This is a genomic window from Burkholderia sp. FERM BP-3421, assembly GCF_028657905.1.
GTDB lineage: Bacteria > Pseudomonadota > Gammaproteobacteria > Burkholderiales > Burkholderiaceae > Burkholderia.
In genome coordinates this window covers 1273854-1295050 of sequence record NZ_CP117782.1, presented here as the reverse complement: position 1 = coordinate 1295050, position 21197 = coordinate 1273854, and the positions used below count along the sequence as shown (strand labels likewise).

22 protein-coding genes and 1 riboswitch are annotated in these 21197 nt (G+C 70.9%); of the genes, 14 read left to right on the top strand and 8 right to left on the bottom strand.

Annotated features, from left to right (window positions below):
- Positions 1-32 precede the first annotated feature (32 nt).
- Both Bsp3421_RS21730 and Bsp3421_RS21725 read left to right on the top strand, forming a co-directional pair.
- Complete coding sequence (locus tag Bsp3421_RS21730) at positions 33-1118, top strand: hypothetical protein (protein ID WP_274003322.1); 1086 nt, start codon at positions 33-35, stop codon at positions 1116-1118.
- Between the two features lie 170 nt (positions 1119-1288).
- On the top strand, positions 1289-1579 hold the full coding sequence (locus Bsp3421_RS21725; RefSeq protein WP_274003320.1) for a hypothetical protein: 291 nt from the start codon (positions 1289-1291) through the stop codon (positions 1577-1579).
- Between the two features lie 70 nt (positions 1580-1649).
- Here the strand turns inward: Bsp3421_RS21725 and Bsp3421_RS21720 are convergent, their stop codons facing one another.
- On the bottom strand, positions 1650-2555 hold the full coding sequence (locus Bsp3421_RS21720) for a LysR family transcriptional regulator (protein ID WP_274003319.1): 906 nt from the start codon (positions 2553-2555) through the stop codon (positions 1650-1652).
- Between the two features lie 179 nt (positions 2556-2734).
- Between Bsp3421_RS21720 and Bsp3421_RS21715 the strand changes: the two genes are divergently transcribed.
- Positions 2735-3721 carry an NAD(P)H-quinone oxidoreductase gene (locus tag Bsp3421_RS21715; protein ID WP_274003318.1) on the top strand — a complete coding sequence of 329 codons (987 nt, stop codon included), beginning with the start codon at positions 2735-2737 and terminating at the stop codon, positions 3719-3721.
- A gap of 127 nt (positions 3722-3848) precedes the next feature.
- Here the strand turns inward: Bsp3421_RS21715 and Bsp3421_RS21710 are convergent, their stop codons facing one another.
- On the bottom strand, positions 3849-6227 hold the full coding sequence (locus tag Bsp3421_RS21710; RefSeq protein WP_274003315.1) for a tetratricopeptide repeat protein: 2379 nt from the start codon (positions 6225-6227) through the stop codon (positions 3849-3851).
- A 453-nt stretch (positions 6228-6680) separates the two neighbouring features.
- On the opposite strand from Bsp3421_RS21710, the gene Bsp3421_RS21705 reads away from it, so the two are divergent.
- From Bsp3421_RS21705 to Bsp3421_RS21675, 7 genes are all read left to right on the top strand, one after another.
- Positions 6681-7328 (top strand): RNA polymerase factor sigma-70, encoded by a 648-nt coding sequence (locus Bsp3421_RS21705; protein ID WP_274003313.1) that lies wholly within the window; start codon positions 6681-6683, stop codon positions 7326-7328.
- A gap of 100 nt (positions 7329-7428) precedes the next feature.
- Positions 7429-7674 carry an MbtH family protein gene (locus tag Bsp3421_RS21700; protein ID WP_274003312.1) on the top strand — a complete coding sequence of 82 codons (246 nt, stop codon included), beginning with the start codon at positions 7429-7431 and terminating at the stop codon, positions 7672-7674.
- A 67-nt stretch (positions 7675-7741) separates the two neighbouring features.
- Complete coding sequence (locus tag Bsp3421_RS21695) at positions 7742-8755, top strand: TauD/TfdA family dioxygenase (protein ID WP_274003311.1); 1014 nt, start codon at positions 7742-7744, stop codon at positions 8753-8755.
- A 14-nt stretch (positions 8756-8769) separates the two neighbouring features.
- Positions 8770-9639 carry an ABC transporter ATP-binding protein gene (locus tag Bsp3421_RS21690; RefSeq protein ID WP_274003309.1) on the top strand — a complete coding sequence of 290 codons (870 nt, stop codon included), beginning with the start codon at positions 8770-8772 and terminating at the stop codon, positions 9637-9639.
- Positions 9636-11753, top strand: coding sequence for a Fe(3+)-hydroxamate ABC transporter permease FhuB (gene fhuB / locus Bsp3421_RS21685; protein ID WP_274003307.1), 2118 nt, complete (start codon positions 9636-9638; stop codon positions 11751-11753). Before Bsp3421_RS21690 ends, fhuB begins: the two co-directional genes overlap by 4 nt.
- A complete protein-coding gene (gene fhuF / locus Bsp3421_RS21680) occupies positions 11750-12574 on the top strand; it encodes a siderophore-iron reductase FhuF (protein WP_274003304.1) in 825 nt (274 codons plus the stop codon). The genes fhuB and fhuF overlap by 4 nt, the downstream gene beginning before the upstream one ends.
- A complete protein-coding gene (locus Bsp3421_RS21675; protein ID WP_274003302.1) occupies positions 12571-13587 on the top strand; it encodes an ABC transporter substrate-binding protein in 1017 nt (338 codons plus the stop codon). The genes fhuF and Bsp3421_RS21675 overlap by 4 nt, the downstream gene beginning before the upstream one ends.
- A gap of 408 nt (positions 13588-13995) precedes the next feature.
- Here the strand turns inward: Bsp3421_RS21675 and Bsp3421_RS21670 are convergent, their stop codons facing one another.
- From Bsp3421_RS21670 to Bsp3421_RS21660, 3 genes are all read right to left on the bottom strand, one after another.
- Entirely contained in the window at positions 13996-14511 is a 516-nt protein-coding gene (locus Bsp3421_RS21670) for an SRPBCC domain-containing protein (RefSeq protein WP_274003301.1), read from the bottom strand.
- Positions 14511-15110 carry an RBBP9/YdeN family alpha/beta hydrolase gene (locus Bsp3421_RS21665; RefSeq protein WP_274003299.1) on the bottom strand — a complete coding sequence of 200 codons (600 nt, stop codon included), beginning with the start codon at positions 15108-15110 and terminating at the stop codon, positions 14511-14513. Before Bsp3421_RS21665 ends, Bsp3421_RS21670 begins: the two co-directional genes overlap by 1 nt.
- A gap of 106 nt (positions 15111-15216) precedes the next feature.
- Complete coding sequence (locus Bsp3421_RS21660) at positions 15217-15792, bottom strand: hypothetical protein (protein WP_274003297.1); 576 nt, start codon at positions 15790-15792, stop codon at positions 15217-15219.
- 129 nt (positions 15793-15921) lie between these two features.
- Here Bsp3421_RS21660 and Bsp3421_RS21655 point away from each other — a divergent pair, with 129 nt between their 5' ends.
- The gene (locus tag Bsp3421_RS21655; protein ID WP_274003295.1) at positions 15922-16197 is read left to right on the top strand and encodes a hypothetical protein; all 276 of its coding nucleotides are present in this window, start codon (positions 15922-15924) and stop codon (positions 16195-16197) included.
- Complete coding sequence (locus Bsp3421_RS21650; RefSeq protein ID WP_274003293.1) at positions 16187-16309, top strand: hypothetical protein; 123 nt, start codon at positions 16187-16189, stop codon at positions 16307-16309. The genes Bsp3421_RS21655 and Bsp3421_RS21650 overlap by 11 nt, the downstream gene beginning before the upstream one ends.
- A 109-nt stretch (positions 16310-16418) precedes the next feature.
- Here the strand turns inward: Bsp3421_RS21650 and Bsp3421_RS21645 are convergent, their stop codons facing one another.
- Both Bsp3421_RS21645 and Bsp3421_RS21640 read right to left on the bottom strand, forming a co-directional pair.
- Positions 16419-17138 carry a CbtA family protein gene (locus Bsp3421_RS21645; RefSeq protein WP_274003290.1) on the bottom strand — a complete coding sequence of 240 codons (720 nt, stop codon included), beginning with the start codon at positions 17136-17138 and terminating at the stop codon, positions 16419-16421.
- Between the two features lie 13 nt (positions 17139-17151).
- On the bottom strand, positions 17152-17361 hold the full coding sequence (locus tag Bsp3421_RS21640; RefSeq protein WP_274003289.1) for a CbtB domain-containing protein: 210 nt from the start codon (positions 17359-17361) through the stop codon (positions 17152-17154).
- Between the two features lie 39 nt (positions 17362-17400).
- Positions 17401-17528, bottom strand: a riboswitch (cobalamin riboswitch).
- Here Bsp3421_RS21640 and Bsp3421_RS21635 point away from each other — a divergent pair.
- Entirely contained in the window at positions 17519-18136 is a 618-nt protein-coding gene (locus tag Bsp3421_RS21635) for a histidine phosphatase family protein (protein ID WP_274003288.1), read from the top strand. (Overlaps the previous riboswitch by 10 nt.)
- Positions 18137-18365: 229 nt before the next feature.
- On the top strand, positions 18366-19169 hold the full coding sequence (locus Bsp3421_RS21630; RefSeq protein WP_274003286.1) for an alpha/beta fold hydrolase: 804 nt from the start codon (positions 18366-18368) through the stop codon (positions 19167-19169).
- An 85-nt stretch (positions 19170-19254) separates the two neighbouring features.
- Here Bsp3421_RS21630 and Bsp3421_RS21625 read toward each other — a convergent pair whose 3' ends face one another.
- Positions 19255-21009: a cyclic peptide export ABC transporter gene (locus Bsp3421_RS21625; RefSeq protein WP_274003285.1), complete on the bottom strand. Its 1755-nt coding sequence runs from the start codon at positions 21007-21009 to the stop codon at positions 19255-19257.
- Positions 21010-21197: the final 188 nt, after the last annotated feature.

Here is a 21197-nt window from a genome sequence, read left to right as displayed (position 1 = left end):
GTCGATTGACCTATTTTTCAGATGGAATGTGTATGTGGGCTGTAATCAGGAACCGGCGGGCGCGGGCGGCGGCGCTCGGCGTCGCGCTGGTCATGGGCGGCGCGGGCGCGGCGCGCGCGCAGGGAATCGAGGCGGCGGACGCGGCGGGCCGTGAAGCGTCGGCGGCGTCCGCCGCTGCGCCGGCCGAGCCGGCGCGCGGCGGGGCGCTGGAGGCGGGGCGCGGGGCGGACGGGCCGCCCGCATCGTCGGACAGCGGCGCGGCCTCGGGCGCGGCGGGCGTCGAGGCGGGCGCTTCCGCGCCGGTGGCCGGCGCGGCGGATCCGCACCAGGTGATTCCTTACGGTTCGGCGACGTCGCGCGCGGAACTGGACGGCATGACGCTGCCCGTGTGGACCTATCGCCCGGCGAACTGCGCGCCGCGCATGCTGATGCTGGTGTTCCACGGCGTGTCGCGCAATCCCGCCGACTATCGCGATCATGCGAAGCCGCTGGCGGACAAGGTCTGCGCGGTGGTCGTCGCGCCGCTGTTCGACAAGGATCGCTTCCCGCGCGACGCGTATCAGTACGGCGGCATGCGGGCGGGCCAGGACGAGGGTTCGGCCTCGCTCGCGCTCGTGCCGCCTCTCGCGGACTGGGCCCGCCGCGCGGCGGGGCAGCCGACCCTGCCGCTCGTGCTGCTCGGCCATTCGGCGGGGGCGCAGTTCCTCGATCGGGTCGCTGCGTATTCGCAGTCCGGCGCGGCGCGGATCGTGATCGCCAATCCGTCGACCTGGGTGATGGCGCGCGCGACCGACGACGTGCCGTTCGGCTTCGGCGGGCTCGGCTGGCGGCGCAACCAGGAAGAGGCCATGCGTGCCTACCTGGGCCAGCCGATCACGATCCTGCTCGGCATGGACGATGTGCACGCCCATCTGCTCGCCAAGGAGAAGGAGGCGGTCGCGCAAGGGCCGAACCGCTTCGCGCGCGGGCTCAACGCGTACCACAGCGCGCAGGCGATGGCCCGCAGCAAGGGCTGGGCGTTCGAGTGGCGCCTGCTGGAGGTGCCGGGGGTCGGGCACGACGCCGCGCGGATGTTCGCGTCGCCGCAGGCGGAGCGGGCGCTGAGCGGGGTGCGGTAAGGGCGCGGCGTGCCGCCTGAGCCGTTGTTTCCAGGCGTCGGGAACGGGGGCGCGCCCTCTGCTCTCTGCTCTGTCGATCGTCGCGCCGGCGGTCGACTCGTTGCCGGCGGCGAGCGCGTCGAGATCCGCCCTGGACGCCGCCGCGCCTCCCGTCGACCGATCTGGTCCTGGTGCGGACCCGGTTTGATCCGCGCGAGGACGGGCAGGCGGATCCCGCCGTCACGGCGCTCGCGGACGGGCAGGCGGATCCCGCCGTCACGGCGCTCGCGCGGGTCGACGCGACGGGCATGCGCGACGGGACGGCCGACGCGGCGTTCGCGCAGCGCGAGGCACGGCGTCCCGGGCATGTCCGCCGGGAACGGACCGGCGTCCGGGCCGTCGATCCGCCGGTCGCGCGCGTGGCGCGACGCGGGATCTACGCGCTCGAGCTGGAAGGGCAGGACGCGCGCCGGGCCGGATGAACGGCGCGGCGTCCCCGGGTGACGGTTCCCGTCATGGAACGCCGGGCCGGCCACGCCCGTCGGCGCGGCCTCATCGCGTGCGCGCGCGGCCGCGCGCCGCCGCCGCCGGCGTCGCCTCGAACACCTGCACGATCCGATCGATCATCGCGCTGATGCGCGCGGTATGCCGCAAGTCCTGGTGCGTGACCAGCCACACCTCGTAGGCCGTCGCGCTCGTGCGCGTCGGCCAGATTCTCACGAGGCCGTCGCGTTCGGCGATCGGCAGCGGCACCTCGCCGATGCCGAGCCCCGCGCGCACCGCGGCGCGCACCATCAGGCTCGAATTCAATCCCGACACGATCCGCCCCGCGTGGATCGGCTCGCCGACCAGGGTGAGCGAACGACGCGCCTGCAGATACGGCAGGTAGAACACGAGGTCGTGCCCCGCGAAGCCCGTGCCGGGCGTCGGCTCGCCCAGCCGGTCGAGATAGTCCGGCGACGCGAACAGCCCCACCGGCCAGGCGGCGAGCCGGCGCGTGAGCAGGTCGGGATTGTCGGGCTTGACCGTGCGCACCGCGATATCGGCTTCGCGCCTGGCGAGGTTCTGCACCTGGGTCGAGGTGTTGAGCAGCACGCGCACGTCCGGATGCGTGGCGTGCAGGTTGCGGATCGCCGTCATCAGGAATTCGACGCCGAGCGAATCGGTCGTCGTCACGCGCACGTCGCCCGCGAGGCGCTGGTCCACGCCCTGGGTCTGCCGCACGAGATCGATCGACGCCTGTTCCATTTTCTCCGCGGCGCGCAGCGCGACCTCGCCGGCCGACGTCGGCGCATAGCCGCCCGAGGTGCGCAGGAACAGCGTCGCGCCGAGCGCGCGCTCGAGCGCGGCAAGTCGCCGGCCCACCGTCGCCTGGTCCAGGCCGACGACGCGCGCCGCGCCGCGCAGGCTGCGCTCCCGATAAACGGCAAGAAAGATCCGCGTGTCGTCCCAGTTCAAGAACAGGCTCCCGAAGTGATGCAAATTTGCATCTGTGCGCGTGAAAATCGCTGCGCGAATTCATCAACCGCCAAGCATATACTTTTTTCGACGCCGCGCTGCCAGCCGGCGCGAGCGGCGATTTCCCATTCAGAGCGAGGTGCATCGTGTCAGACGTTTCCTGTCCCATTCCGGCCGTGATGACGGCGATCGAAATCAGCCGGCCCGGCGGCCCCGAGGTGCTGACGCCCGTCGAGCGGCCCGTGCCGCGGCCCGGCGCCGGCGACGTGCTGATCCGGGTGCGGGCGGCGGGCGTGAACGGCCCCGACGTCCTGCAACGCAAGGGCGTCTACGATCCGCCGCCGGGCGCGTCCGACATTCCGGGGCTCGAAATCGCGGGCGAGGTCGTGGCGGTGGGCGGCGCCGTGCAGCGCTTCGCGCCCGGCGACCTGGTGTGCGCGCTCGTGACGGGCGGCGGCTATGCGGAGTACGCGGTGGCCGACCCGCGCGCGACCATGCGGCTGCCGGCCGGCCTCAGCCTGGTCGAGGCGGCGGCGTTGCCGGAGACCTTCATGACCGTGTGGCTCAATCTCGTGCGGCGCGGCGGGTTCCGGGCCGGCGAATCGGTGCTGATCCACGGTGGCGCGTCGGGTATCGGCACCACGGCGACGATGTTCGCGAAGGCGCTCGGTGCGTCGACCATCATCACCACGGTGTCGTCGCCCGCGCATCGCGACGCGAGCCTGCGGCTCGGCGCCGATCACGCGATCAACTACCTCGAGGAGGACTTCGTGGAGCGCGTCGCGGCGTTCACCGAGGGGCGGGGCGTGGACGTGATCCTCGACATCATCGCGGGCGACTATGTCGCGCGCAACTATCGGGCGGCCGCGATGAACGGCCGGGTCGTGCAGGTGAGCGCGTTGAAAGGGCCGGCGAACGGGGTCGACATGTGGATGATGCTGGCCAAGCAGCTCACGCATATCGGTTCGACCCTGCGCCCGCGCAGCTACGACGACAAGGCGACGATCATCGCCGAGCTGGAGCGGCAGGTGTGGCCGCATGTCGAGGCGGGGCGGGTCAAGCCGCAGGTGTACCGGACCTTCGGGCTCGAGCAGGTGCGCGATGCGCATGCGCTGATCGACTCGGGCGCGCATGTCGGGAAGATCGTGCTGACCGCCGGGGCGTAGCGGGGCGAGGGGCCGCGCGGCGCGGCGCAAGGTCGAGGTCGTTCGACAGGCGGATCGAGGAGGTGGGTCGTCCCTGCCGTCGTGCATGCGGAACGCCGGCTTGCCCGCGCGCATCCCTCGATCCGCGCTACGTCGGGTTCTTCTGCAATGCCTGTTTTGCTTCGCGCGCCTTGGCGACCCATTCGCGCAGCGAGGCACTGTCATCTCCGCTGTAACGGAGAATGATCGCATCATAGACGGCGATAGCCTCATCGGCGAGACCGCGTCCGGCAAGCGAGAGCCCCTTGTTGATCAAGGTCTTGGCCACCTGCGCGCGCATGGCGAGGTTGTCGTCGAGACCATAGCGCTGGTCGACTTCGTCATAGGCCTTGATCTCCTCGTCGCTGCGATGGAGCTTGCCGAGGCGGTATCCCCGATTGAAGAGCGCCTTGGCCATTTGCATGCGCAGGGCGGGCGCGCTGTCATCGCGATACAGCCGATCGATTTCGGTGTAGGTCGCGATTTCCTCGGCATAGCGTCCGACGACCCCCAGTCGGAATCCCTTGTTGAACAGGGCGGAGGCGACTTGCTCGCGCAGGGCGGGGGCAGGGTCCAGGCCGTAGCGGCGGCTGATCTCGTCGTAAACCGCGATCGCGTCTTCGCTGCGGTCGAGCCGGCCCAGCTGGACGCCTTTGTTGAACAGCGCCATCGCAACCTGTTCGCGCAGCGGCGTGCTGCCGTGCTGGCCGTAGCGTCGGTCAACCTCGTCATAGACCGCGATCTCTTCCAGGCTGTGCCCGAGCCGTCCCAGGGCGAAGCCTTTGTTGACGAGCGCCTTGGCCACTTGTTCCCGTATCGCGGGATGCGCATCGTGGCCATAGCGCTGCACGATCTCGTCATAGATGGCGATCTCTGCCTTGTAGTGGGCGAGGATGCCCTGGTCGATGGCTTTGTTGAACAAGGCCTTGGCCACCTGCTCTCGTACGGCGGGACTGGCGTCGCGACCGTAACGGCGATCAATTTCGTCGTATACGCCGGTTTCTTCGGTGCCGCGGCCAAGCGCCTCAAGGCACGCTGCCTTGTTAATGAGCGCCTTCGCGACCTGTGTGCGCAAGGCCGTGTTGTCGTCTTCGCCGTAACGCCGGTCGATCTCGTGATAAACCTCCAGTTCCTGATCCCGCAGATTGAGCACGCCCAGGCGGAATCCCTTATTGAAGAGCGCTTTGACGACCTGGACGCGCATCGCCGGACTGTCATCCTCGCCGTAGCGTTGCACGATCTCGTCATAGATGGCGATGGCCTCGTGGCTTAGGCCGAGTTTGCCCAGCCGGACCGCCTTGCTGAAAAGAGACTTGGCAACCTGAAGACGCAGAATGGGCGCGGCGTCTTGGCCGTAGCGCTGAATAATTTCGTCGTAGAGGGCGGTCTCTTGATCGGCGAGATCGGATCTGCCTAACTGGATGGCTTTATTGAAGAGCGACTTGGCGACCTGCTCGCGCAGGACGGGGTTCTCATCCCGGCCGTAGCGTTTCACGATTGCGTCATAGACAGCCAACTCGTCGTCGTGGCGATCGAGTGCATCCAGCAGGGTGGCCTTGCTGAGGAGCGTATTGGCGACTTGTTCGCGCAGGGCGAGGCTGTCATCCGTTCCGTAACGTCGGTCGATCTCATCGTAAACGGCCAATGCTTCATCGTTGCGTTCGAGCGCTTCGAGCGCCAAGGCCTGATAGCGCATGATCATCGCGCGGGTTTCCGGCGGGCTGTGTTCGGCGTCGGCGCATGCCAATGCCGTCTCGAAGCTGTGCAACGCCGCATCGAAACGACCGGCCTCATAGTCCTCGGCGCCTTGGGTGTAGCGATTGACGGCGGCGGACCGGTTGTCCGGCTTTGCGCCGACGTCCGGGGCGTCGCTCACCGTCTGCGGGCTTGCCTTGTCCAGGGACGGTTGCGACGGCTGAGCGTCGTTCTCCTGGCGCGGACGGACCTGCAAGGCCGCTTGCTCGATGGCTTGCCGGGTTTTTTGGGCATGGGCATCGACTTCCGTCTTGCGCTGCTCGATTTCGCTGGCGGCTTCGCTGGCCTTCCGCTGGAGCGCCGCGAGTTGCCGTTTCAGGGAGTCTGCTTCCGTCTGCAACGAGTGAATCTGCTTGCCGATGGACTTGCGGTGATCGCTGAACCACTCTTTGGCCGCCTCCCTGGCTTCGCTCACGGCGCGATGTTTCGCGCTGAAGTAAGCCGCGAAGCCGGTAATGACCGCGACGAGCGTGATGCCTAGTCCAACCAGTGTCGACAGGTTGGAAATCGCGCCCATGAAATTGGCCTGCTGCGAGGTGGCGAGGCTGAGGTCGCCGATGCGCTCGTCCTGCGCGTCGAGCCGGTCGCCCGTCGATTCCTTCAGGTGGGCGAGGTCCTTGTCGAGCATGCGCGCCTGTTCCTGAAGCTGTCGGATGTCGTCCGGCGATGAGGCGAACGCGGTCTGCATGAGCAACGCCAGGCACAAGGACAGGCAAAACAGGATGGGGCGCATGCTTGTTCTCTTGATGTTGGGCATGAAGCGCGGGCGGAAGGGGAGGTCTCTCGCGCGAGATCATGCCCGACGGGCATCAAATAGGGATTGATTAGGCACGGCGGAGGCGGCGAGCCGTCGTCCCGAACCGCCCGGGAACCTGACAGGCGGCCCGCTCATGCTTTCATTTTTATCAAGGGAGCGATCGGCGCAATGCCGTCGCGGCTTCGCATCCGGCTGGCGGCGTCGAGGTGTCAGGTTCTTGTCGGGCATCCAGTACGGCGCGCCCGGTCGCGCTGCGACAGGGCTTGACGCCGATCCGACCGGCACCTCGGGGCGGCGTGCTCCCGGGTACAACTTTCATCTAACTTTCGTACAAATCACTAACAATGATATGGGTATTTCTAAATCATATTGAGAACGATTCGCGTTTACGTTAGATTTCGTCTTATCGTACAAATACGGAGCAGATCTATGGCGGAAGTGCTCGTCAGACCGGAACCCGCAGCGGCGTTCGCCCTGCCGATATTTCATTCCGGCGACGCCTATTCGCCGGGCGCTCCAACGGCCCGCGCGCAGGGCGCGCTGCTCGACGTGCTGATCTCGAACCGGCCGATGCTGGTCAATGTCGCGCGCGCGTTCCTCGGCTGCGCGAGCCGCGCGGAGGACGTCGTGCACGACGTGTTCATCAAGCTCGTCGAGTTCCCGAACCAGGATGCGGTGCGCCAGCCGGTCGCCTACGTGACACGGATGGTGCGCAATGCGTCGATCGACGCGTGCCGCCGCCAGTCGCTCGAGAACATCTACCACGCCGATGAGGACGACGGCCTCGACGTGCCGTCGGCCGAGCCCTCGCCCGAAGCCGCCTTGCTGACCCGCGACACGCTGCGCCGCGTGCAGCAGGCGCTCGCGCAGCTGCCCGCGCGCAGCCGCGTCGCGTTCGAGATGGTGCGCCTGCGCGAGGAGACGCTGCAAAGCGTGGCGCGCGCGCTGAACGTGTCGCAGACCCTCGTGCATTTCATGGTGCGCGACGCCGAACGCTACTGCGTCGATTGCCTCGACGCGAGCGAGCGCGGCGATGACTGCCCGGAATTCTGCAGCGGCCGCGCGCGCCGGCGGTAAAAAAGCGCGCGCGCGAATCGTCTATCCGGTACAGGCGCGCGCCCGCTCCGTCGGGCGACGCGCGATTCCCTCCGAACGCTTTCCGAACGAGCATCCGATCATGACGCAAGCCCAGCCTTCCTCCAGCGACGCGGACGACGTCGTCTACACGGTCGTCATCAACGACGAGGCGCAGTACTCGATCTGGCCGACGTTCCGCGACGTGCCCGCCGGCTGGCGCGAGGTCGGTGTGCGCGGCCCCAAGGCCGACTGCCTCGCGCATATCGACGCGGTCTGGACCGACATGCGGCCCGCGAGCCTGCGCCGTCACCTGGACGGCGTCGCGTCCGACGCGCGCGCATCGTGACCCGGCCGGCCCGGTCCCGGGCCGGGCGGCCCTGGCCGGGTGTTCGTTTTCCGTCACAGGAGTTCGTATGACTTCGCTTTCCCCGTCCGCCATCGCACGACCGACGCTCGACGACCTGCGCATCGAGCCCGGCCTGCCGACGGTGGTGTCGCCGCGCGCCGGCGCGGACCTGTCGCTCGACGAAGCCGCGCCGCTGCTGCGCGAGATCGTCGCCGACTCGCTCGAGCGCGCGGGCGGCGTGCTGTTCACCGGTTTTCGCGTCGATTCGATCGAGGCGTTCCAGCAGTTCGCGCGCGGCTTCGGCGATCCGCTGATCGGCTATGAGTTCGCGTCGACGCCGCGCAGCCAGGTCGAGGGCGCGGTTTACACGTCGACCGAGTATCCGCCGCACCGCTCGATCCCGCTGCACAACGAGCAGTCGTATACGCGCGAATGGCCGCTGCGGATCTGGTTCCATTGCGCGCTTGCCGCGCGCGTGGGCGGCGCGACGCCGATCGCGGACAGCCGCGCGGTGCTGCGCGCGCTCGATCCGGCGCTGGTCGCGCGCTTCGCGAAACGCGAGCTGCTGTACGTGCGCAACTTCGGGCAGGGGCTCGACCTGCCGTGGCATCAGGCCTTCGGCACCGACGACCCGCGCGAGGTGGAGCGCATCTGCGCGGCGCGCGGCATCGCCTGCGAATGGCGCGAGAGCGACGACGGCGAGCCGCTCCTGCGCACCCAGGAGCGCTGCCAGGCGGTCGCGCGCCATCCGCGCACGGGCGATCTCGTCTGGTTCAACCAGGCCAACCTGTTCCATCTGTCGGCGCTCGACGAGGACATGCAGGAGGCGCTCGTCGACGCGGTCGGGCTGGAGAACGTGCCGCGCAACGTCTACTATGGCGACGGCGCGCCGCTCGAGGCGGACGCGCTCGCGGAGATCCGCGCGGTGCTCGACCGCCAGCGCGTGGTGTTTCCGTGGGTCACGGGCGATGTCCTGATGCTCGACAACATGCTGACGGCCCATGCGCGCGACCCGTTCGAGGGGCCGCGCAAGGTGGTGGTCGCGATGGCGCAGAGCTACAGCGAGAAGGCAAGCGGTTAGCGGATGACGAAACGATGAAGAAGACGGCGGCAGTCGCGCTCGCGGCGCGCGCGCTGACGGTCGGGTATCGCGAGCACGTGGTGCTCGACGGGCTCGACCTGGAGATCCGCGCGGGGCGGGTGACCGCGCTGTGCGGGCCGAACGGCTGCGGCAAGAGCACCTTGCTGCGCACGCTGGCCGGACTGCAGCCGGCCTTGTCCGGCGAGGTGGACGTCAACGGCGCGCCGCTCGGTTCCTACCGGCGGCGCGCGCTCGCGCGCACGCTCACGATGCTCGCGCAGTTCAACCAGATTCCGGCCGGGCTCACCGTGCGCGAGCTGGTCGCCTACGGCCGCTACGCGCATGGCCGCTGGCTGCGCGGGCTCGATCGCGCGGACCACGCCGCGATCGACGAGGCGCTCGATGCGAGCGGGCTCGCGGCCGATGCGGGGCGCGACGTCGCCGCGCTGTCGGGCGGTGAGCGCCAGCGCGCGTGGATCGCGATGGCGCTCGCGCAGCAGGCGCCGATCGTGTTGCTCGACGAACCGACCACCTATCTCGACATCCATCACCAGCTCGACATCTTGCGCGAACTGCGGCGTCTCAATCGCACGCGCGGGCTCACCATCGTGTGGGTGCTGCACGACCTGAACCAGGCGGCCGCCTACAGCGACGAGATCGTGCTGATGCGCGCGGGCCGCATCGTCGCGCAGGGTACGCCCGACGCGATGCTCGATCCGCGGCATCTCGACGCCGCGTTCGACGTGTCGATGCTGAAGCTCGCCCATCCGCGCACCGGCGCGCCGATGTGCGTGCCGGCCTACGAGGGCGTGCTCGATGCGCCCGACGCCGCCGACGGGACCGCCGCCGCCGCGCGCGCGTCGGACCGGAGCCTCGCGGCATGACGACGCTCGCCGCCCGCAAGCGGCTGCACGGCCCCGCGCTGCGCGACGACTGGCGCGTCGGTCCGCGCAGCCGGGTCGGCATGCTGGCGGGCGCATTGCTCGCCGGCATCGTCGTCATCGCGCTGCTGCGCCTCGCGCCCGACCTGCGCGCGTGGCTGGCCGCCGCGCCCGGCAGCGACGCCGCGCGCCTGGCGCACATCCTGCTGTTCGATCTCAATGCGCCGCGCGTGGCCGCCGCGCTGGTCGCGGGCGGCGCGCTCGCGGTCGCGGGCACGCTGTTCCAGGCGCTCACGCGCAATCCGCTCGCCTCGCCGGACCTGCTCGGCATCACGGGCGGCGCGCAGCTCGGCCTGTTGGCCGCGATGCTCGTGCCGGCGCTGGCCGGCGTCGCGCAAGTGCCGCTGCTGTTCGTCTGCGGGCTCGGCGCGGCCGCCTGCGTCGCCGCCGCCGCGGGCGGCTGGCGCGCCACGCCGCTGCGGCTCGTGTTGGCGGGCAGCGTCTGCATGCTGCTGTTCGGCGCGCTGACCACGCTCGCGCTCGCGTTCTTCGAGCAAAGCATCGTCGGCGCGTCGCTGTGGGCCAACGGCAGTCTCTATCAACCCGGCGCTGCGGGGCTGCTCGGCGCGCTCGCGTGGCTCGCGCCCGCGCTCGTCGCGCTGCCGTTCGTGATCCGGCCGCTCGATCCGCTCGCGCTCGGCGACGACGCGGCGGCCGCGGCCGGCGTGCCCGTCGACGCGACGCGCTTCGCCGCGATGGTGGTCGCGGTGGGCTTCGCGAGCGTGGCGGTCAGCATCGCCGGGCCGCTGTCCTACGTGGGCCTGATCGCGCCGAACCTGCTGCGGCAGGTGCGCGGCGCGCGCGCCGCGCGGCTCGCGGCGCTCGTGCCGCTGTCCGCGCTGGTCGGCGGCGCGCTCGTGCTCGCGACCGACAGCGCCGTGCAGGCGCTCGATCTCGAAGGCACGCTGACGACCGGGGTCGCGATCGCGCTGGCCGGCACGCCGCTGATGCTCGCGATGATCCGGCGCGGTGCGGCCTGGTCGGGCGTGCTGCACGCGGGCGCCGAGGCGCGCGCGGCGGGCGGCGGCGGCACGCGCCTGATGCGCGTCGTCGGCGGGTGGCCGTGGCCGCTCCTGGCCGCGGCGCTGTTCGCGCTGTTCGCGTGCGTGGTGGCGGCCGGCGTGTCGGCGGGGCCGACGCTGCTCGGCGTCGCGCGCTGGCAGGCGCTGCTGGCCGGGCAGGACGCGGTGGCCCGCATGATCGTCGACCTGCGGCTGCCGCGCCTTCTGTGCGCGCTGCTCGCGGGCGCCTTGCTCGCCGCGAGCGGGGTGCTGATGCAAAGCATCGTGCGCAATCCGCTGGCCGGCCCCGAAGTGCTCGGCGTCACCCAGGGCGCGGGGCTCGCCACGCTCGTGCTGCTCGTGGCCTGGCCGCTCGCCGGGCACGGCGCGCTCGCCGCGGCGTCGCTCGCGGGCGGCGGCGCGACGCTCGCGTTCACGCTGCTGCTGAATCGCCGGCATCGCTACGCGCCGCTCGCGGTCGCGTTGACCGGGATCGTGATCGGCACGCTGTGGACCACGCTGTCGCAATGGCTGATCACCCAGCAGAGCGTGCAGCCCGCGCGCTTCGTCGTGTGGCTGATCGGCGGCACCTACGGCCGCAGCTGGGGCGAGGTCGCCGCGCTGCTGCCGTGGTGCGCGCTCGCGCTGCCGGTGTTCGCGCTGCTCGCGAAGCCGCTCGACCTGCTCGCGCTCGGCGACGATCAGGCGGCCGCGCTCGGCCTGCCGCTCGGCGTGCTGCGCCCGCTCGTGCTCGCGGTGGCGACGCTCGCGGCCTGCGCGGCGGTCGCGGCGGTCGGGCCGATCGGCTTCATCGGACTGATGGCGCCGCATCTCGCGGCGCTGCTTGGCGCGCGCGCGCATCGCACCCGCCTGTGGCTCGCGGCCGTGTGCGGCGCGCTCGTGCTCGCGGCGGCCGATATCGCGGCGCGCACGCTGCTCGCGCCGCGCGAGATTCCGGCCGGCGTGCTGACCGCGCTGATCGGCGCCCCCTACCTGCTCGCGCTGCTGGTCGCCGAGTCCCGGCGCGAGCGCAAGGGCGCGCGGGGGCGCGGATGAGCCTGAACCCGGCCGCGCCCTGGCCGGACGGCGCGGGCGCGCAGTGTTTCGCGGCCTTCGTGCCCGCGTCGATCGCCCACTACCTCGAACACGTGTGGCTCGGCGCGCCGTCCGGCGCGGCCGAGCCCGCCTTCGCGGCGGAGGCGTCCGCGCACGCGGTCGTGCTGCCGGCGGCGGCGCTCGACGGCGAGCGTCATGCGCTGCTCGACGCGATGGTCGCGCTGTACGGCGGCGATGCGGACCAGCATGCGCGCGCGCTGCTGTCGCAATGGAGCAAGTACTACTTCGGCTTCGCGGCCACGGCGGGTTTCGCCGCCGCGCTGCTGCTCGGCCGGCCGCTCGACCTGACGGGCGCGCGGGTCGCGCTGCGCGCGGGCCTGCCGGTCGCGTTCGGCGTCGACCCGGCCGCGCTCGGCGCGGCCGACCCCGATCCGGCGCGCCGCTACGGGCCGCTCGTCGCGCACCTGCGCGAGGTGATCGGGCAGCTGGCCGCGATGACCCGACTCTCGCCGCGCGTGCTGTGGAGCAATGCCGGCAATCTGCTCGACTACCTGTTCGAGCAGTGCGCGGACCTTCCCGGCGCGGCCGACGATGCCGCCTGGCTGTTCGGCCCGCTCGACGCGGACGGCGAGGCGAACCCGCTGCGCCTGCCGGTGCGGCGCGCGCGGCCGTGCTCGACGCGGCTGCCGAATCCGTTCCGCGCGCGCCGCGTGTGCTGCATGCGCAATGAAATTCCGGGAGAGACCCAACTGTGTGGAAGTTGTCCGCTGCTGCTGACGATGTGCGACGACGCGATCGCGTTGCAGGAGGCGATGCGATGAGCGTGCAGGCTCCCCGGCGTCGCATGCTGGGCGCGGTGCTGGCGGCGGCGTGCGGCGCGGCGTTCGCGCCGCTTGCGCGCGCCGCGGCCGAGGTGCTGCCCGGCGCGGCCTGCGGGCCGCTCGCCGGCAATCCCGTGGTGTCGCAGGCGAGCGCCGTGCTGCCGGCGCGGCCGGCCCGGATCGTCGTGCTCGAATTCATGTTCGCCGAGGATCTCGCGGCGCTGGACATCACGCCCGTCGGCATGGCCGACCCCGAGTACTACCCGGGCTGGATCGGCTACGACGACGCGCGGCTCGCGCGGGTGCCGGACATCGGCACGCGCCAGGAGCCGAGCCTCGAGGCGATCGCGGCCGCGCGGCCCGATCTGATTCTCGGCGTGGGGCTGCGCCATGCGGCGATCTTCGCGGCGCTGGAGCGGATCGCGCCGACCGTGCTGTTCGCCTACAGTCCGAACTTCGTGCGCGACGGCCGGCAGGTGACGCAGCTCGACTGGGCGCGCGCGATCCTGCATACGCTCGGCTGTTTGACCGGCCGCGTGGAAGCGGCGCGCGCGGTCGACGCGCGGCTCGCGGCCGGGCTCGCGCGCAACGCGCGGCGGCTCGCCGAGGCCGGGCGGCGCGGCGAGCCGGTCGCGTGGCTGCAGGAACTGGGGTTGCCCGATCGCTACTGGGCCTTCACCGGCAACAGCACGGCGGCGGGCGTCGCGCGCGCGCTCGGGCTCACGCCCTGGCCCGGCGAGTCGACCCGCGAGGGCACTGCCTACGTGACCTCGGAGGACCTGCTGAAGCGGCCGGACCTCGCGGTGATGTTCGTCAGCGCGACCGGGCCCGACGTGCCGCTCGCCGCGAAGCTCGATTCGCCGGTGTGGCGGTTCGTGCCCGCGCAACGCGCGGGACGGATCGCGCTCGTCGAGCGCAATATCTGGGGGTTCGGGGGGCCGATGTCCGCGCTGCGGCTCGCGGACGTGATGACGGAATCGTTGCTGGCGTTGCCGAAGGCGGGCGGGCGTTGATGCGCTGATGCCGCGACGGCGCTTCGGGGTGGGGCGCAGGGCGCGCGGCCTGACGGGGTCGCGCGCGCGGTCGCGGCCGACCGCATCGAGGCAGCGCGTACCTGCCCGCGCGGCCGCGCGGTCAGGCGCGCCGCAGTCACACGGTGCGCGGTTGGCCTTGCCGCGTCCGCATCGTCGTCTTTGTTTTGCGATCAGGTCAGCGCGTACCTGCCCGCGCGGCCGCACGGTCAGGCGGGCCGAGTCACACGGTGCGCGGCTGGCCTTGCCGAGTCCGCATCGTCGTCTTCGTTTTCTCGATCAGGTCAGCGCGTACCTGCCCGCGCGGCCGCGCGGTCAGGCGCGCCGCAGTCCACGGTGCGCGGCTGGCCCTGCCGCGTCCGCATCGTCGTCATTGTTTTTGCGATCCGGTCAACGCATACCTGATTCGACGCGTCGCTTGAGCGCGGCATTCATCGCGACGAATTCGAGGCGGGTGTCCTCGACCACCGTGCGCGTCAGCCGGCCCGCGAGCCATCCCGAGAACCGTTCGCGCTGCTCGAAGCGGGTGCCGCCCGCGACAGCCGTCAGGCGCAGGCAATGGGTGCCGTCGAACAGACCGTCGACGCCCACGCTGCCGCGCCAGCAGATCTCCGCGTCGTCGCGGACGCGTTGCACGATCGGCCTGAAGGTCATCGTGTCCGCGCCGCGCCCGAGCACGATGCGCAGCGTCGCGCCCTCGCGGAATGGGCCGTCGATCTCGGTGATGAACGGATTCCACGCCGGATAGGCCGCGCGATCCGTCACCACGCGCCAGACCTCGGCGGGCGGCCGGGCAATGAACTGGTCGGCGCGGATTTCCAGATCCTCGTGCAGCGCGGCGAGCGCCGCGCTCATGCCCGCGGCGCCGAGCGCGAAACCGATCAGCAGGCGCCTGCCGCGCTTCATCATGACGCGCCGCGCGCGTTCGCCCGCAGCGCGACGAGTGCGGCCAGGGCCCGCGGGAGCCGGGTAAAGCCCTCGCGGTCGAGGAAGTGGCCCGCGCCGGCCACGATTTCATCGGCGCCGCGCAGCGAGGCGGACCGGTCGCGCGACGCGGCCGGCGTCACGATCGTATCGTTGTCCGAGTAGATCGACGCGATCCGCGGCGCGCGCCGGATCACCTCGGCGTGATCGAGCGGCGCGTCGGTGAACGCACGCAGCGTCGGCAGCGTCGACAGGGGCCGGTCGAAGCCGGACACGAGCAGCAGGCCGCCGATGCGGGTGCCGGCCGGCAGCGTCAGCAGGTGCCGGAGCACGCTGATGCAGCCGAGGCTGTGGCCGACCAGCAGGGTATTCGCGTCGGCCGCCGGCACGATCGCGCGCAGCGTCTCGGCCCATGCGCGCGGCGTCGGTTCATCGGGAGCGGGCATGGCCGGCACGTCGACGCGCGCGCCTTCCGCGCGCAAGGTCTCGGCGAGCCAGGGAAACCAGTTGGCGGCGGGCGATGCGGTGTAGCCGTGCACGATCAAGACGTGCTTGCCGGCGAAACGCGGAGCGGAAGTCATGAGGTCCCGGGTGTCGAGGCGCGGCGCGCGGGGCGAAGGAAAGCCGTGGCGCGTCATTCTAGGCCTTGCGCGCCGGGACTGCACGAGCGCCGCGCGCCTCCCGGCCTCAATGCGCGCCGGCGGCCGGGCGCGGCGTCGCACCCGGGTCGCTGGTCTGCAGCCCGCGCTTTCTGAGCACGATCGAGACGACGAACCACATCTGGTTGTTCACCTGCTGCGACAGGTCGGCGATGTAGCCGGCCGTCTTGCCGTCCCAGGTCGCGCGGTAGTAGCGCTGCATCACGGGGTCCTCCAGCATCGCGATCAGGTGCCGCAGCTCGTCGTCCGACAGCTTCGCGTTCCGGATCATGCGGCGCGTGAGCAGCGCCTGTTCGCCGTACCCGGAGCGGATCTTGTTGGCGATGATCTCGTTGACGTCGGCCTGGACGCCTTTCCAGGCATCGGGCGACACGTTCGGGTTGAACTTGCGCGTCGCGTTCAGCAGGTAGCCGGCCGTCGCCTTTTCGAGCGAGGCGGGGTCGCCGTGTTCGTTCAGGACGATGATCCGCTGGATCAGCGCTTCGTTGTTCGGGGCTGCGTTCGTGTCCGGGGACGGCGCGGCCGGGGTCCGGGCGCAGGCGAGCAGCAGGAGGGAGGCGGCCAGCGCACGCCGTGCGCGTGAAAAGCGAGGGTTTATGTTCATTCTGTTTTGAAATAGGTCTGCTTTGATTATATCGAGTCGACTCCCGGGGCCTGCCGGGCGGGGTCGATCGAGGCCGGCGCGGCCCATGGGCGCGAGGCGGCCGGCGTGCAGACCAACGGAGAAAGCATCATGAATACGTCGGCCGACGAACCGTTGTCGAACCGTTCCATCGAGGCCTGGCAATTCAGGCTGCACTGCGCCGTGATTCCGTTCGTGATTCTGGCGATGGTCGCGGGGCCGCTCTATCTGGGCTATCTCGTGACGTGGAGCAGCCATGCGGACTCCAAGTTCATCGGGTTCGTCCTGGACAACTACCTGGTGTTCTTCGTGTTGCCGTATGTCGGGCTGTTCGCCTACTTCATCGTCACGACCCTGCGGATGAGCAACGGGCCGGTTGGTGTTTGAACTCGGGACGTTCATCCGGATCAAGGGCGCGGCGGGCCCGATCCTGTTCTGGATCATCACGTTCGTCGCGATCAGCGCGACGAACAAGGCGTGCTGGAAGGGCTGGCGTTGAGCGCGCGGCGCGCATGAATGAAAACGGCCACCGGAGTGGCCGTGGCGCCCGCCGGACCGGCGGGAGCGGGGCGGAGGCGGGAAGGGGCGGGGGCGGCGCGGCCGCGCCGCTACGTGCGCCGTCCCGCCGGCACGCCGCGTTCGGCCAGCGCGCCGAACACGAGGCCGATCGTCGTCCACATGATCACCTGCATGCCGATCGCGGCGACCCGGAACTGCCACAGCACGGTCGCAGGGAACGCGTCGGGCACTTCGTTGATCGCGGGCAGCGCGTGCTGCACGGCCGCGATGATCGCGACGAACACGAGCCCCGCCGCGAGCGACGCGTTCCACGCGCCGAGCCGCGCGGACAACCGGCCGCGCACCTTGAGCGAGAACACCAGCGTCACGATCGAGATCGCGATCATCAGGAAGAACAGCCCGGTTCGATAGCCGATCGTCTCCGGATCGCCCACCGAGGGGGGATTGGCGGGGTACTTGAGATTGGGGACGATCACCAGCGCGATGAACGCCGCGAGCGCGAGCCACGCGGACAGCGGCCGCGCGGCGAGCCGCCCGACCCGGCCGTACGCATAGGCGAAGGTCAGCGCGAACAGGCCGCCGAATGCCGCGCCGTAGGTCACGACGCCCGTGAGCAGGCCGAGCCCGGCCTGGGTCCCGCGGCTGACGAGCTCCGGTTCCGGGGCCTCGCCCTTGGCCGCATCGAGCTTTTCCTCGAAGGCGATCGCCTGCGCGACCTGGGGTTCGCCGACGACCCGCGCGAACGCGAACGTGAGAAGACCGGCGGCGATGCCTGCGAGCATCCCGCGGACCAGCAGTTTTCCGACCATCCGTGCCTCCGCGTCAGTGGCAGGGGAAGCCGAGCAGGTGCCGGCCGTCGTGCACGAACTCATGCACGTACATGCCGGGAACGAGCGAGGTCGCGCCTTGTTCCGCGCCGACGAAGTAGAGCGCGAGCAGCAGGAGCAGGCCGGCGAACAGGGCCCAGGGCAACAGTTCGCCAAGGGGAATCGGCGCCGGGGCGGCAACCGGGTTGAGGGCAGCTTCGTGCATGGTGGGATCTCCGGGGGAATCGCGCCCCGTCAAGGGTGGTGAGGAAAGGCAAGGAACGCAGGTCTGGCTTCCGGGATCAGGGATCGCCGGTTACAGTGGCGCGACCGCGCCGGATTCGCACCGGCTTCCGCGTTCGTATTCGGAGGGCATTGTACGCGTGATTTTTTTGCCGGAGCAATCGGAGGGCGAGCCGCATCGGGCGGCCGACGCCGACCTCGTCGTGTATCTCGTCGCGCATGCGGCGACCCGCGCGATGCGGAGCGGCGCGTTCCCCGACGACGATCCGCTCGATGCGCGCGGTCTCGCCGAGGCGGCCGCGCTGCGCGCGCGCTGGACGCCGCCCGCCGGCGCGCGCGCGTGCAGCAGCCCGGCGCGCTGCGCGCGGCAGACCGCCGAGGCGCTCGGCCTGCCTGCCGCGCCCGAGGCGGGGCTGGCGGATCTCGACTACGGCCGCTGGCGCGGCGTGCCGCTCGCGCGCCTCGCGCAGACGGCCCCGGATGCGCTGCGGGCCTGGTTGGCGGATCCGCGCGCGCATCCGCACGGCGGCGAAGCGTTCGCGGATGCGCGGCGGCGGGTGGGCGGCTGGCTCGACGGCTTGCCGGCGGGCGGTCGGATCGTCGCCGTCACCCATCCGGCGCTGGTGCGCGCCGCGCTCGCGCATGCGCTGGGTACGTCGCCCGATGCGCCGTTCGGTCCGGAGGTCGCGCCGCTGGCCGTGACGGTGCTGGTGCGCGCCGGGCCGGGCTGGATGCGTCGTGAAGCAGCCGAAGGGTGAGCCGCGCCGCGCAGCCCGCGATGCGTGATGCGTGATGCGTGATGCGTGATGCGTGATGCGTGATGCGTGATGCGCGCCGTGGGTTATCGCCCCGGCCGGTCCCAACGCTTGATTCGCGTGCGCGGTCTTGATACGATCGCCGCACTTTGTCGTCACGCGCAACGCCCTCCCGGTCCGCCGGGAGGGCGTTTCTTTTTGGCTTTCCCCCACCGAAAAGGAATTGCGCGACATGAATCCCGTCTCTTCTCTCTCCCGCGCCGCCCATCCGGACGAAGGCCTCGGCCACCGCCGGCACGGCGACGGCCCCGTGCGCGTGCTGATGCTGCACGACTGGCTCGGCGACCACACGAACTACGACGCCATCCTCCCGTATCTCGACGGCGACGCGTTCACCTATGTGTTCGCCGACCTGCGCGGATACGGCCGCTCGTTCCACCTGACGGGCGCGTATACGCTCGACGAGGTGAGCGCCGACTGCCTCGCGCTCGCCGACCGGCTCGGCTGGACGGGCTTCCACGTGATCGGCCATTCGATGACCGGGATGGTGACGCAGCGGCTCGCGGCCGTCGCGCCCGGGCGGATCCTGGGCGCGGTGGCGGTGTGCCCGGTGTCCGCCGCGGGGCAGGGGCTCGACGCCGAGGCGCGGGCGTTCTTCGAGCAGGTCGCGACGGACGACGCCGCCTTGCGCCGGCTGCTCCGTCATGTCGCGGGCGGCTTGTCGCCGGGCTGGATCGAGGCCAAGCTGCGGCAGCGCCGCGCGGCGGTCTCGCCGGCCTGCCGGCCCGGCTATCTCGCGATGCTGAACGGGCCCGGGTTCGTCGACCAGGTGCGCGGGCTCGCCACGCGCTTTCTCGTGATGGTCGGCGACCACGATCCCGGGCTCGACGCGGCGGCGATGCGGCGCAGCTTCCTCGCGTGGCACCCGAATGCGCGCCTCGCGGTCGTGCCGAACTGCGGGCACTACCCGATGCAGGAGTGCCCGCCGTACTTCGTCACGCTGATCGAGGCGTTCCTGCGCGGGGATCCCGCCTGAGCCCGCGCCGCGCATGAAAAAACGCGGCGCGTCCCCATCGGGCACGCGCCGCGTTCTGCTTGCCGGACGACCGGTCCCGCCCGGCTCAGCCGGCCGTGCCGTTCGCCGCGACGGGCGTCGCGAGCGCCGCATGCGCGGTGCCGAAGGTCTCGCTGACGATGCTGCCGTTGTCGAGCTTCAGCACGCGGTCCGCGATCGGGAAATAGCGGTCGTCGTGGCTGATCACGATCACGGTCTTGCCGCGCGCGCGCAGCTCGGGCAGCAGCTGCTCGTAGAACACCGCCTTGAATTGCGGATCCTGGTCCGCCGCCCATTCGTCGAACAGGTACAGCGGGCGATCCTCCAGGTACGCGACCACGAGCGCGAGGCGCTTGCGCTGGCCGGTCGACAGCGCGCGCGTCGAGAACGCGCCGTCCACCACCTGCACCTTGTGATCGAGCGCGAGCTTCGCGACGAGCGCGTTCGCGCGCGCGTCGGCCTGGGCGCGCGACGCGTCGTTCGGATCGACGATCCCGAGCAGCGCGTCGAACAGGTGGAAATCGTTGAACACGGCGGTGAAGCGCTCGCGGTACGCGCCGCGCTCGGCGAACCCGATCGGCTGGCCGTCGATCTCGATCGCGCCGCCTTCGGGCTCGTACAGCCCGGTCAGCACCTTCGCGAGCGTGGTCTTGCCGCTGCCGTTGCCGCCGACGATGAACACCAGTTCGCCCGGCTGCAGCGTCAGGTTGATCGGCCCGACGCGGAACATCCGCTCGTCGCGCTCATGGAAATACGAATGCGTGACGTCGCGCAGCGCGAGCGTGCGGAACGGCGCATGCGACGCCGCTTCGGGCGGCGGCGGCACCACGCGCAGCGCGCCGAACTGGGCCATCAGCTTCTCGATGCGGTCGAGCGAGACGCGCGCCGCGTTGAGGGTGGGCACGTTGTTGAGCAGGCCGTCGAGCGGCAGCAGCATGAACAGGAACACGACCACGTAGCCGGACGCCGCCGGGCCGTCGCCGCGCACGCCCAGCGCCGGCCAGAACGCGGCGACGCCGAGGAACACGTAGAACAGGAACACGATCCAGCCGACCCCGACCGCATACGCGCTGAACGCGCGGCGGCGATGGTCGCGCACCTCGCCGATCGCCGCGCCGAGCTGGCCGTCGATGAACTGCCGCGCGCGGGCCTGGTGCAGCTTCAGCTCCTTGGCGCCCGTGAAGAGCGCGCCGAGATAGCCGAACAGCTTGTCCTGCGAGCGCCCGGCGGCTTCGAGCAGCGCGATCGCGCGCTTGTCGCCGGCGTGATAGCCGAGCGAGCCGACCAGGATCGCCGCGACCGCGAGCAGGCACACCGGCCACGACAGCCAGGCGAGGTAGCCGAGGCAGCCGAACACGATCGAGCCGTGCATCACCAGATTCGGCAGCGCGAAGAACAGCATCGACACATTGGTGGCGTCGTCGGTCAGCACCGACTGCACGGGCGCGGCGCCGATCCGTTCGACGTCCTGCAGCTCGGCCGCGGCCACCCGGCGCGCGACGTGCTCGCGCAGCTGCGCCATGGTGTCCTGCGACAGCCGGGCGAACAGCACGCCGGTGATGATCCGGGTGACGAGCGCGATCACCGCGCACAGGCCGAAGCGCAGCGCGAGCGTCGCGCCGGCCGCGTCGGGCTGGGACAGCGCCTTGCTCAGCGTGGCGACCAGCAGCACGCTCGCGATGCCGTTCAGCACGCAGGCGACGAGCGCGATCGTGAACGCGCCGCGCGAGCGCTTCAGGAGGCCGAGGATGAGCCGGATCGCCGGTCGGGCGGCGCGCCGGTCGGCGGAGGGAGGGTCGAACTGCTCGGTGGCTGATGTCATCGGCAACAGGGGCGAATAGGGCGGATGGGCATGGCGGCCCCATGACACGCAGATGACAGCGGTTTCCGGGGCGCCTCTCGACACTATGACGAACGGGCGCGGCAAATCTTTACCACAGGCCGGGCGCGCAAATGATTGCGCGGTCACGGTAAAGATTTGCGCGCGTGGTTCGTCTCACTTGTGAAGCG